Source organism: Pseudomonas sp. LAMO17WK12:I10, assembly GCF_900215185.1.
GTDB classification, from domain to species: Bacteria; Pseudomonadota; Gammaproteobacteria; order Pseudomonadales; family Pseudomonadaceae; genus Aquipseudomonas; species Aquipseudomonas chlororaphis.
The window spans coordinates 42,335-53,344 of sequence record NZ_OBDX01000006.1 but is presented as its reverse complement, the minus strand read 5'-3'; the positions used below and the strand labels follow the sequence as shown (position 1 = coordinate 53,344).

Here is an 11,010-nt window from a genome sequence, read left to right as displayed (position 1 = left end):
CGTATCGATCCTGTTTAGCGCCCCGTCCCGGTACCGGTGGAACTGCTGGTGAAGTTGTTGATGGTGTTACCGCTGTTTTTCACGTCCTGGCTGTTGAGGTCATAGTTGAAGCCGACACCAATCCCCTTGTTGATCGGGAACAGCTTGGTGAAGTACATGTCCACCGCTTCCACTGTGCTGCCGATGGTCGATTGCGGCACGTAGATCAGGTCGCCGCGCTGCAGGGCGACCAGCGGATGATCGGGGTTGCTGAGCATGTTGCTGAGGTCGACGAAGTACATCTTGTACTTGCCGTCGGGACCGGTCCTGAGCAGGGCGATGTTGGAGCTGTCGGCCGACGGCAGCACGCCGCCGGAGCTGAGCAGGGCCTGCTCCACCGACACGGTGCCGGCGAGGTTGAAGAACGACGGGTTGGCCACCGCGCCGCCGATGAACACCCGGTTGCTCGGGGCAATGGCGATGTTCACGGTCACTTCGGGCTCGCGGTAGACACGGGTGTAGCGTTTGGTGATTTCCTTGCCCAGGTCTTCCGGGGTCAGCAGCGCGGCCTTGATCCGGCCGATGTTGGGCATCGAGATGAAACCGTCCGGTCGCACCACGAACATCGTCATGTCGTCGGAGCTGGCCGGCTCCTGGGCATCGCGCACGATGCGCAGGGTGTCGCCGCTCTGGATCAGCACCTGGGCGGGCGGCAGGTCGGCCAGGGTCAGTGCCGCCGCGTGGCGGGCCTTGAGGGTGTCGCTGTCGGGGAGCGCGACATGGGCGGGGGTCGAGCAGCCGCCCAGCCACAGGGTGGCGGTCAGGATGCTCAACAGACAAAGCCGGGAAGGTCGGTTAATAGTCATCATGACAGCTCAGGTCCAGTAGTTTGAGAACATGCTCAAGCGACGCTTGAGCGGTGTCGGCAGATGCTGTTCGGCGTGGCCGAGGCGATAGCCCAACAGTTTCAGCGCGCTGCGCAGCAGCACTTCGGGTACACGTTGCAACTGGCCGGCGTCACGCAAGGCGCGCAACTCGGCCTGGACGTAACGCTTGCCTTCTCCGCCCGCGCTGCCAAAGGCTTCGCGGATCCAGGGCTCGCGGCCATAAAACACGCCGATATCGAAATAACGGCGGAACTCCTGCATCAGACTGTAGCTGTGCGAATGCTGTACGCACGCGCTGGCGGCGTAGCGCACCAGATAACCGTTGAGCAGCATGCGTGCCGCGACGTGGGCGTCCTCGCTGCCGATGACGTCCTCAGGAAAGCCGCCCACCGCTTGCAGGGCGCTGCGCCGGTAGACGGAAAACGAGTCCGAACTGAAGCAGGTCTTGATCCCCAGCTCCCCGGCGTCGGCCAGGCTTTTGCTGCGGCTCTGGGGGCTGTAGTTGAAGTGGCGCGACTGCGCCTCGAGAATCCCGGCGCCGGGATGCGGCAGTTGACGACCATAGGCGAGGCCGATCCGTGGGTCTTCTTCCAGTTCCTGGATCAGGTTGGCGAAGGTCTGGGGCGTGGCCGGAATCGCATCCTGGGTCAGCAGGATCAGCGCGTCGGCATCCACTTGCTCGCTCGCCCAGCGGCGGGTGCCGCCATGGTTGAACTGCTGGGCGGCGATGACCTCCACCCGGGCACCGAACTGCCGGAAGCGGCTGACGGTGTCGTCCGTCGAGCTGCTGTCGACCACCAGCACCGTGTCCGGTTGCAGCGTCTGCGCGGCCAGCGCCGGGAGCAACCGATCGAGGTGCGGTGCGGCGTTGCGGGCGGGAATGATCAGCGCCACTTTCATCATGGTTTTACCTGCGCCGGGGCACGGCCGTAGACGTCTTCGAAACGCACGATGTCGTCTTCGCCCAGGTACTCGCCGCTTTGCACTTCGATCATCACCAGGTCGATGATCCCGGGGTTGCTCAGGCGGTGTTTATGGCCGGCGGGGATATAGGTGGATTCGTTGCTGTTGAGCAGGACCTCCAGGTCGCCGTTGGTGATCAGGGCCGCGCCGCTGACCACTATCCAGTGCTCGCTGCGGTGATGATGCATCTGCAACGACAGCGATTCCTTGGGCTTGACCATGATGCGCTTGATCTTGAAGCGGCTGCTTTCCTCCAGCACGGTGTAGGTCCCCCAAGGGCGGGTGACCGTGCGGTGCAGGCTGTAGGCACTGTGGCCCAGGCGCTTGAGCTCGGTGACGATATGGCGCACGTCCTGGGTCCGCGAGGCATCGGCCACCAGCAGCGCGTCGGGGGTGTCGACGATGATCAGGTCGCTGACGCCGACGGCCCCCAGAACCCGCTTGGGCGAATCGATATAGCAATTGCGCACGTCATGCAGGATGGCTTCGCCGTTGACCTGGTTACCGGCGGCGTCGCTCGGGGTCAGCTGGCGCAGCGCATCCCAGGAGCCGATGTCACTCCAGCCGAGGTCGCAGGGCACCACGGCGACCCGCTCGGAGCGCTCCATCAGGGCCACGTCGATCGAAATGTCCGGGGCGAGGGCCAGGCTGTCGGCGTCGAGTTCACGCTGGCGGCAGTGCTTGTTGTCCAGGGTCATGCCTTGTTCCAGGCAGGCCTGGGCGGCGCTCAGCACCTCGGGAGCATGCAGGGTCAGCTCTTGCAGCAGGGTATCGGCGCGGAAGCAGAACATACCGGCGTTCCACAAGTAGTTGCCGCTGTCGACGTAGGCCTGGGCGGTGGCCAGGTTGGGTTTCTCGACGAAGCGCGCGACCTGGAAACCTTCCTTCAGCGCCGGGCCCTGTTCGATGTAGCCAAAACCGGTCTCGGGTTTGTCGGGCTGAATGCCGAAGGTCGCCAGATAACCTGCTTCGGCAAGGCTGCGCGCCTTGCCCACGGCTGCGGCGAAGGCCTCCTGGTCGAGGATCAGGTGGTCGGCCGGAAGGATCAGCAACTGCGCCTCGTCGCCCCAGTACTCGCGCACATGCAGGGCCGCCACGGCGATGGCCACGGCGGTGTTGCGCCCGAACGGCTCGAGCAGCAGGTCGAGCCCCAGCTTGCCCTGATTGACATTGCGGTACTCGTCCAGCGAGCGGAACAGCAGCTCGCGGTTGGTCACCGTGACCACGCAGCTGACGTCCGCCAGGCTGCTGGCGCGAACGAAGGTCTTTTGCAGCAGGCTCTGCCCATCGCGCATGCGGATGAATGGCTTGGGCATGTTCTGCCGAGAGACGGGCCACAGGCGCGAGCCGGAGCCGCCGGAAATAATGCAGGGGATCAATCCAGTGAATGCGCTCATCAGTAGACTTCCTTCGTCGAGAGGACGGCCGGAACCGTCATGAAAACGATGTACAGATCCAGCCAGACCGACCACTTGGAGATGTAATCGAGGTCGTACTCCACTCGTTTCTGGATTTTCTGCAGGGTGTCGGTTTCTCCCCGGTAGCCATTGATCTGCGCCCAGCCGGTGATCCCGGGCTTGACCCGATGGCGCGAGCTGTATTCGCGCACCGCCTGTTCGAACGGCACTCCCGCCGCCTTGGTGGCGGTGGCGTGTGGGCGAGGCCCGACAATCGACATGTTGCCCATCAGCACGTTGAACAGCTGGGGCAGCTCATCGATGCTGGTCTTGCGAATGAAGCGTCCGACCCGGGTGATCCTCGGGTCTTCCCGGGTGGTCTGCCGTTCGGCGTTGAGGTCCGCTTGCTCGACATACATCGAGCGGAACTTGAACACGCGGATCAGCCGGTCGTTGTAGCCGTAGCGCTTTTGCCGGAACAGCACGGGGCCCTTGGAGTCGAGTTTCACCGCCACGGCAGTGGCCAGCAGCACAGGGGACAACAGGACCAGGCCCAGCAGGGCGAGCACGATGTCCTCGCAGCGCTTGATCAGCGGCGCCCAGCCGCGCAATGGCAGCTCGGACGTGTTGAACATCAGGATGCCGCCGACATCGGTCATGCGGTTGTGGCCAAAGCGCAGGGTGGTGATGTCGGGCACCAGGGCGACATTCACCGACAACTGCCGCAGCCGTTGCACCAGCTCGCCGATGCGCGCGTGCGCGGCCCAGGGCAGGGCGATCAGGACCTGATTGACCTGCTCGGAACGGATCAGCTCTTCCAGGTTCTGGGTATTGCCCAGAAAGGGCAGGTCGCAGAAGGCCTTGGGCACGCGGTCGCTGCGATCGTCGATGAAACCGATCAGGCCGGAGCGGATATCGCCGTGGCGCTGCATGTGTTCGGCAAGGAACAGCGCGCTCTCGCTGAAGCCGAGGATCACCGTGCGTTGCAGGTATTTGCCCCTGGCCATCCACGAATGGAACAGGCGCAGCAGAAACAGACGCTCGATGCCAAACAGCACGAGGCTGGCGATGAACCAGACAGCCAGGTCCCGCAGGCTGAAGACCGGCAGCAGATGCAGCCCCAGGTACATGACCAGCAGGATGCAGAAGGCGGAGGTCCAGGCCACCAGCATCGTGCGCAGGCGCAGGCGATTGCTGAAGAACTCTTCGGAGTAGACCCCCTGGGCCTGGAACAGGATGACGGTGATGACGGCAAAGAACAGCAGCAGGCCAAGTACGGTTGGCCAGATATCCGCACTGGCGGATTCAAGACTCAGGAGCAGCAGGATTCCAGGCAGGGCGGCGGACAGGGCGTGCGTCAGTTTTACCCCCGAAATGAAGAGTTCCATGAATCCGGTTCGGGTCAGGAACCTGCTATCAATCGATTTCGTAAGCATCGAATCCCGTCGTTGCCAGGTAAAGACCCAGCTCTGTTAAGGGTAAAGCCACTACAGAGGCAGGCTGAAAAACTAAGGCTTACTGCAAAAAAGTCTGTTTTTTGGCGGCCTGTGATGGCCAAACAATACTATTCTTCTGCTTTGATGGTCAACTAATTGACTAATTCTGTCAGGTTAACCTTTTTTTTGCATTATGCATCGGTTTTTTGACGGTTTGGCGCATCCAGGACGAACGGAAGCCTGGGCGTGTGTCACGAAGTTGGCTCATTCGTGAGCGGGGGCGTGACGGATAAATGGAGTGTTGTTCAGGGGTCGACTCTTGTCCAACCGGTGGCGATTTATTCCCTTTCGCCCGTGATTGCGGGGTTCTTGATGGCTGGCGCGGCCCTCGGGCGAGGCGCTCTGGCGGTGTAGACTGGACGCTGCGAACTTACCGAAGGAAGGGGAAGAAGCTGTGAAGTATTGGTCATTGCTGTTGCTGGGTTGCGTGCCATTGCTGGCGCACGCGGTGGAGGTTGGCGAGCGTCTGGCGCCCTGGACCTTGCTCGATCAATTCGATCAGGCCTATAGCCTCGACGGGCAGGCACGGACGCTGCTGGTGGCGCGCAGCATGGACGGCGCCAAGCTGGTCAACACCGCCTTGCAGGATCGTCCTGCGGGGTATCTGGAAGCGCGACACACGGTATTTGTCGCGGACATCCAGCGCATGCCGGCGGTGATCGCCAGGATGTTCGCGGTGCCGGCGATGCGTGATTATGGCTACCGGGTCATGCTCGACCGTGATGGGCGGGTGGCGCCACGCTACGCCGGGGCTGTGGATAAAGTCCTGTGGCTGCAGCTCGACGATGGCCGGTTGGTGGCTCAACGGGAGTACGGCACGGCTGCCGAACTGCGCGCAGCGCTGGAGCAGGCGCAACCATGATCAGTGCCGCGCTGCTGTCGCCGCTCACTCTCGGCGTCGGCTGGCTGATCTATGTGCCAGTGCTGGTCTGGGCCGCCTGGCGCGCGCCCTGGGTCGAGCTGTTCAGCGACAGCCGGCGTCAGCATCTGCTGTTCGGTACGGTGTTCGCGTTGTTCATGTTGTGGCTGGTGCGCCGGGATTTCGATACCGGGGTGTCCTATCACTTCATCGGCATGACGGCAGTGACCCTGTTGCTGGACTGGCCGCTGGCGATCATCGGCGGCCTGATTGCCCAGGTAGGGCTGGTCGCGCTGGGCCGCCAGGACCTGGCGGCGGTCGGCATCAACGGCGCCTTGCTGATCCTGCTGCCGGTGCTGGTCACCGAATGCTGCGCGATCCTGGTGGAGCGCGCGCAGCCGCGTAATCCCTTTGTGTATATCTTCTGTTCCGGTTTTTTTGCTGCCGCCCTGTCGGCCTTGTTGTGCCTGCTGGTGGGCCTGGGGCTGCTGTGGTTCGACGGGCGTTTTGCCATGCCGGAATGGCTGGAGGACTTCATCGGCTACCTGTGGCTGATCATCTTCCCCGAGGCCTTCATCAACGGCATGGTGGTCAGCGCCCTGGTGGTGTTCTGCCCCGAATGGCTGGAAACCTTCAACCGCACCCGTTACCTGTCGGCGCCGTGGAAGGATGACGATCCGCGTTCTTGATCCATATCAAACACGTTCGGCAGGCACGGTCCCATGCTCGGCAAAAACCGTTCGGGAGCAGGGTCATGAGTGTGTATGAATGGGCGCGGCAGGAAGTACGCAAGAGTCTGGATACTGCGCAGCAAGAGGGTTTCGAACCGGGCTTGAGCCTGCGCGCCCTGCTCAGCGCGGTGGTGCAGGAGAGTCGGCGGGTACGCAGCGGCGAGGATCTGGCCGACGAGTTGCAGTTTCTCGCGGAGAACCTCGACGATACGCAGGACTACGGTTTCATGCGGCCTTGAGGCTATTAGTGGGCGCGCGGCGGCAGATCGTCGGAAAACAGATCGTCCTCGGCATCCGGGCTGACCGGAATCTTGTGTTCTTCGGCAGCCCAGGCGCCGAGGTCGATCAGTTTGCAGCGGTCCGAGCAGAACGGACGGTTGACGTTGCTCGCGGTCCATTCCACGGGCGCACCGCAGGTTGGACATTCCACGGTCAGGGGTTGGCTCATGACTGGCCTCCACGCAAGGTAAGGTAAAAGTGATGCAGGCGTTCGACCTCGCTGTGCAGCCAGGCGAGATCGCGGTCGTTGACCAGCACATCGTCGGCATGGCTCAGGCGATCTTCGCGGGTCGCCTGAGCCTTGAGAATCGCCTGGATCTGCTGTTCGCTGATCCGGTCGCGTTGCAGGGTCCGCTCGATCTGCAGTTGCTGCGGCACATCGATCACCAGGATCCGCTGGGTCATCGCGTATTGCCCGGATTCGATCAACAGCGGTGACACCAGAATCGCGTAGGGCGACTCGGCGCGGGCCAGGTGGGCGGCGATTTCATCGGCAATCAACGGATGCAGCAAGGCTTCCAGCCAGAGGCGTTGTTGCGGCACCTCGAAGATCAGCTTGCGCAGCGCGGCGCGGTCCAGTTGGCCATCGGCCTGCAGCACGCTGTCGCCGAAATGTTCGGCAATGCGGGCCAGGGCCGGGCGGCCGGGTTCCACCACCCAGCGGGCGGCGTGATCGGCATCCACCACATGGATGCCCAGGTCGATGAAGTGCTGGGCCGCGGCACTTTTGCCACTGCCGATACCGCCGGTAAGGCCGAGGATCCAGGGTTTGAAAACAGGCTTGGTCATCTGAAACCGACAAACTGCAAATAGGAGTCGGTTATTTGACCACCCCAGAGCAAGGCAATCCAGCCGGCAATGGCCAGAAAGGGACCGAAAGGGATAGGCGTGGACATTTGCGCGCGGTTGCGGCGCAGCATGGCGACTCCGGCCACGGCTCCGGTCAGTGAGGCCAGCAGCAGGGTCATCGGCAGAATCTGCCAGCCGCCCCAGGCGCCGAACATGGCCAATAGCTTGAAATCGCCGTGCCCCATGCCTTCCTTGCCGGTCAGCAGCTTGAACAACCAGTACACCGACCACAGGCACAGGTAGCCGGCCACGGCGCCCCACAGCGCATCGTGGAGGCTGACGAACAGCTCGAAGCCATTGACGATCAGGCCCAGCCACAACAGGGGCAGCACCAGCACGTCGGGCAACAGTTGATGATCGGCATCGATCAGGCTCATCGCCAACAGGCCCCAGCTCAGGAACAGCATCAAGCCGGCCTGCCAGCCGAAGCCGAAATGCCAGGCCACGAATGCCGAGGCCAGGCTGCAGGTCAGCTCCACCAGAGGGTAGCGCCGGCCGATCGGGGCCTGGCACGCGGAGCAGCGTCCGCGCAGCAGCAGGTAGCTGAACAGCGGGATGTTTTCCCAGATGCGGATCGGGTGCGCGCAGTGCGGGCACTGGGAGTGCGGGAGCAACAGGTTATAGGTCGGCCCGGCAGGCTCGTCGGGCAGCCCGAGGATATCGCGGGCCTGGGCGTGCCAGTCGCGCTCGAGCATCTTTGGCAGCCGCCAGATCAGCACGTTGAGAAAGCTGCCGACAATCAGGCCCAGGACCAGCACCGATGCTACGAAGACCAGCGGGTAGCTGGCCAGGACCTCAGTCAATGACATGTTCAGATCGCTGTGCCGAGTTGGAAGATGGGTAAGTACATGGCGACCACCAGGCCGCCGACGAGGGTGCCCAAAACTACCATGATCACGGGTTCCATGAGACTGCTCAGGGTGTCGACCAGGGTATCGACCTCTTCCTCATAATGGATCGCGACCTTTTCCAGCATGCCGTCCAGGGCCCCGGACTCTTCGCCGATGGCGGTCATCTGGATGGCCATGCCGGGAAAGATGCCGGACGCGCGCATGGAAAAATGCAACTGCATGCCGGTCGCCACGTCCTGCCTGATGCGATTCACCGCTTGCTTGAACACCTGGTTGCCGGTGGCCCCGGCCACCGAGCTCAGGGCCTCCACCAGCGGCACTCCGGCGGCGAAGGTGGTGGACAAGGTGCGGGCGTAGCGGGCCACCGCGGACTTGTACATCAGTGGCGCTACCAACGGCAGTTTCAGCAGGCCCACGTCCAGCCAGTGGCGAAAGCGCGGTGAGCGCCGGCGGGCATGGCGCAGGCCGAACACACTGAGCAACAGTGCGCCCGCCAGCAGCCACCACCAGTGCTGCACGAATTCCGAGAGGGCGATGACCAGTTGCGTGAACATGGGCAATTGCGCGCCGAAGCCCTGGAACATCGACTGGAACTGCGGCACCACCTTGACCAGCAGGATCCCCGTGACCACCAGCGCCACGCAGATCACCGCCAGGGGATAGGTCATGGCCTTGCGGATTCGCGTCTTGAGGTTTTCGCTTTTTTCCTTGTAGGTCGCTACCCGCTCCAGCAGGGTTTCCAGGGCCCCGGCCTGTTCGCCGGCATCCACCAGGCTGCAGTACAGCTCGTCGAAGTACCGCGGCCTCTTGCGCAGCGCGCTGCTGAAGCTGCTGCCGGCGGCGATGTCCTGTTTCAGCTCGCCCATCAGTTTGCGCATGTTCGGGTTGTCGAAGCCCTCGGCAATGATGTCGAACGATTGCAGCAGCGGTACGCCGGCCTTGATCAGGGTCGCCAGTTGCCGGGTGAACAGGCTGATGTCGCGGGCTTTGATCGGGGGCGTGCGCTGCAACAGCGAGCTGGGTTTCTTCCTGACCCTGGCCGGGTTGATGCCTTGCTTGCGCAACTGGGCCCTGATCAGCGAGGGGGTATGGCCGCTCAATTCGCCGCGCAGTTTGCTGCCTTGCCTGTCGGTGCCTTCCCACAGGTAAACACTGACTTTTGCTGCTTTGACCGCCATGGTGTCGAGTCCCGGGTTGTGATGGATGTCCTCAGGGCCGGCAATGCCCTGTGCGTTAGCGAGTGGACCGCTGCGCGGGGCGCGGCGTCCGGCTCATAGAGTTTGAATGGCCCGATACGTTCCTTGGATGGGGCGGGCAGTGAATGCAATCGGTGATCGAATGATAGCGTAGCCCGTCACGACGACCGGCCGAGGGCACTTGGCTGACCAAAAGTGTCAGATAGTGCGACTTCTGGCGCTCACTACCGCAGCTTCGCGCCGCTAAAGCCCCGTTCGGCTGGGGCGCAGACGCTGGCACAGGCTGTGCTATGGCTGTGTGGTGAGTACCCAGACCCTTGGATATCCCCTGCTTGGAGCAGATAAATGAAGTATCAGAAAGGTTTTACCTTGATCGAGCTGTTGGTCGTCGTGGCGATCATCGGCATCCTGGCCACCTTTGCCATGCCGCTGTATTCCAAATACCAGGCGCGGGCCAAGGTCACCGCGGCGTTGGCCGAAGCCTCGGCGCTGAAGGTCAACTTCGAGGACGTCTTGAACCAGGGCAGCGATCCGACCCTGGAGCTGGTGGGGGGCAAGGCGGCGACGTCGAACTGCACCATGACCGCCGCGGGTTCGGCCTCGACCGGAGCGGGAACAATCGGCTGTACCATCCTCAATGCACCGGCGCCGGTGCTGAACAAGACCGTCACCCTGACCCGCACCACGGCCGATGGCTGGGTCTGCACCACCACAGTCCCCGCGGACTACTCCCCCAAAGGCTGCACCGCCAGCGGCAGCTGAGTCCGGTTCTCGCTTGCTTGGCGCGTGAAACGCCACGCGCCGGCGCGCCTTTGGGGAAAGTATCGAGAATTCAGGAAGTTAGCTCGCCGGGAAGTGCAACTTGCATGCAGGTTATTCGCCGGTCATGCATTTTGCATGACTGCGAGTGCTTGGATGATTTTGTAATTCATTGATATTTAAGGAGTTTATTGTTTTTCTGAACTTGGCATAACGCCTGCAATCTACTTAAGTAACCCTGCTGCCAGGACTTGGAGCAGGTTTTCCAGAAGAACAGGAGTTACTCGTATGAAGAAGTTCGCTATCGCTGCTGCAACTGCTACCGCTCTGACCCTGACCATGGCTAACGTCGCATTTGCCCAGACCACTCAAGCTACTCAGGCGCCAATGGTGCTCGCGGCGGGTGAAGTGACCAAGGCCAAGGAAGCCACTTCCGACACCTGGATCACCACCAAAGTCAAAGCGGATCTCGTAACTGAAAAAGGCATTCCTGGTACCGACATCAAGGTCGAAACCAACAAGGGGGTGGTTTCCCTGTCCTCCACCACTGCTCTGACCGCGGCGCAGAAAGAAACCGCAGTCAACATCGCCAAGCACATCAAAGGCGTGAAGGCAGTATCGGCTGACGGTTTGAAAACCGACTAAGCCTCAAGCTTCTTTCCTGGACAGGGAGAAGATGCGGTAGAGGATTCATCTACCGCTTCCTTGACGGTTCATGCGAATGGCCACAGGGAAGTGACTCCTTTGGTAAACAGAACAGGCCC

13 protein-coding genes are annotated in these 11,010 nt (G+C 62.2%); 5 read left to right on the top strand and 8 right to left on the bottom strand.

All coding sequences use genetic code 11. From position 1 onward, the window contains the following. Nucleotides 1-14: 14 nt before the first annotated feature. The 4 genes from CRO75_RS09110 to CRO75_RS09095 are packed head-to-tail and all read right to left on the bottom strand — an operon-like array spanning nucleotide 15 to nucleotide 4,662. The gene (locus CRO75_RS09110) at nucleotides 15-848 is read right to left on the bottom strand and encodes a polysaccharide biosynthesis/export family protein (RefSeq protein ID WP_097135043.1); all 834 of its coding nucleotides are present in this window, start codon (nucleotides 846-848) and stop codon (nucleotides 15-17) included. 6 nt (nucleotides 849-854) lie between these two features. After that, nucleotides 855-1,766: a glycosyltransferase gene (locus tag CRO75_RS09105; RefSeq protein ID WP_085534664.1), complete on the bottom strand. Its 912-nt coding sequence runs from the start codon at nucleotides 1,764-1,766 to the stop codon at nucleotides 855-857. After that, on the bottom strand, nucleotides 1,766-3,226 hold the full coding sequence (locus CRO75_RS09100) for a mannose-1-phosphate guanylyltransferase/mannose-6-phosphate isomerase (RefSeq protein WP_097135042.1): 1,461 nt from the start codon (nucleotides 3,224-3,226) through the stop codon (nucleotides 1,766-1,768). The genes CRO75_RS09105 and CRO75_RS09100 overlap by 1 nt, the downstream gene beginning before the upstream one ends. Continuing rightward, a complete protein-coding gene (locus tag CRO75_RS09095) occupies nucleotides 3,226-4,662 on the bottom strand; it encodes an undecaprenyl-phosphate glucose phosphotransferase (RefSeq protein WP_092420803.1) in 1,437 nt (478 codons plus the stop codon). Before CRO75_RS09095 ends, CRO75_RS09100 begins: the two co-directional genes overlap by 1 nt. 454 nt (nucleotides 4,663-5,116) lie before the next feature. Here CRO75_RS09095 and CRO75_RS09090 point away from each other — a divergent pair, with 454 nt between their 5' ends. The 3 genes from CRO75_RS09090 to CRO75_RS09080 all read left to right on the top strand — a co-directional run bounded on the left by CRO75_RS09090 (nucleotide 5,117) and on the right by CRO75_RS09080 (nucleotide 6,551). Beyond that, complete coding sequence (locus tag CRO75_RS09090; protein ID WP_085534670.1) at nucleotides 5,117-5,584, top strand: FAD/FMN-containing dehydrogenase; 468 nt, start codon at nucleotides 5,117-5,119, stop codon at nucleotides 5,582-5,584. Continuing rightward, nucleotides 5,581-6,270: an energy-coupling factor ABC transporter permease gene (locus tag CRO75_RS09085; RefSeq protein WP_085534672.1), complete on the top strand. Its 690-nt coding sequence runs from the start codon at nucleotides 5,581-5,583 to the stop codon at nucleotides 6,268-6,270. Before CRO75_RS09090 ends, CRO75_RS09085 begins: the two co-directional genes overlap by 4 nt. A 65-nt stretch (nucleotides 6,271-6,335) precedes the next feature. Continuing rightward, a complete protein-coding gene (locus CRO75_RS09080) occupies nucleotides 6,336-6,551 on the top strand; it encodes a hypothetical protein (RefSeq protein WP_009045671.1) in 216 nt (71 codons plus the stop codon). A 5-nt stretch (nucleotides 6,552-6,556) separates the two neighbouring features. Here the strand turns inward: CRO75_RS09080 and yacG are convergent, their stop codons facing one another. From yacG to CRO75_RS09060, 4 genes are read right to left on the bottom strand one after another with little or no spacing between them, the layout of a single operon-like run. After that, a complete protein-coding gene (gene yacG, locus CRO75_RS09075) occupies nucleotides 6,557-6,760 on the bottom strand; it encodes a DNA gyrase inhibitor YacG (protein ID WP_009045670.1) in 204 nt (67 codons plus the stop codon). Further along, on the bottom strand, nucleotides 6,757-7,380 hold the full coding sequence (coaE, locus tag CRO75_RS09070; RefSeq protein ID WP_009045669.1) for a dephospho-CoA kinase: 624 nt from the start codon (nucleotides 7,378-7,380) through the stop codon (nucleotides 6,757-6,759). The genes yacG and coaE overlap by 4 nt, the downstream gene beginning before the upstream one ends. Beyond that, on the bottom strand, nucleotides 7,377-8,249 hold the full coding sequence (locus tag CRO75_RS09065) for an A24 family peptidase (RefSeq protein ID WP_097135041.1): 873 nt from the start codon (nucleotides 8,247-8,249) through the stop codon (nucleotides 7,377-7,379). The genes coaE and CRO75_RS09065 overlap by 4 nt, the downstream gene beginning before the upstream one ends. A 2-nt stretch (nucleotides 8,250-8,251) precedes the next feature. Continuing rightward, nucleotides 8,252-9,469, bottom strand: coding sequence for a type II secretion system F family protein (locus CRO75_RS09060; RefSeq protein ID WP_097135040.1), 1,218 nt, complete (start codon nucleotides 9,467-9,469; stop codon nucleotides 8,252-8,254). Between the two features lie 363 nt (nucleotides 9,470-9,832). Between CRO75_RS09060 and CRO75_RS09055 the strand changes: the two genes are divergently transcribed. Together CRO75_RS09055 and CRO75_RS09050 are read left to right on the top strand one after the other, a co-directional pair. Further along, nucleotides 9,833-10,249 (top strand): pilin, encoded by a 417-nt coding sequence (locus CRO75_RS09055; protein ID WP_007924673.1) that lies wholly within the window; start codon nucleotides 9,833-9,835, stop codon nucleotides 10,247-10,249. Nucleotides 10,250-10,534: 285 nt separating this feature from the next. After that, a complete protein-coding gene (locus tag CRO75_RS09050; RefSeq protein ID WP_097135039.1) occupies nucleotides 10,535-10,891 on the top strand; it encodes a BON domain-containing protein in 357 nt (118 codons plus the stop codon). Nucleotides 10,892-11,010 lie beyond the last annotated feature (119 nt).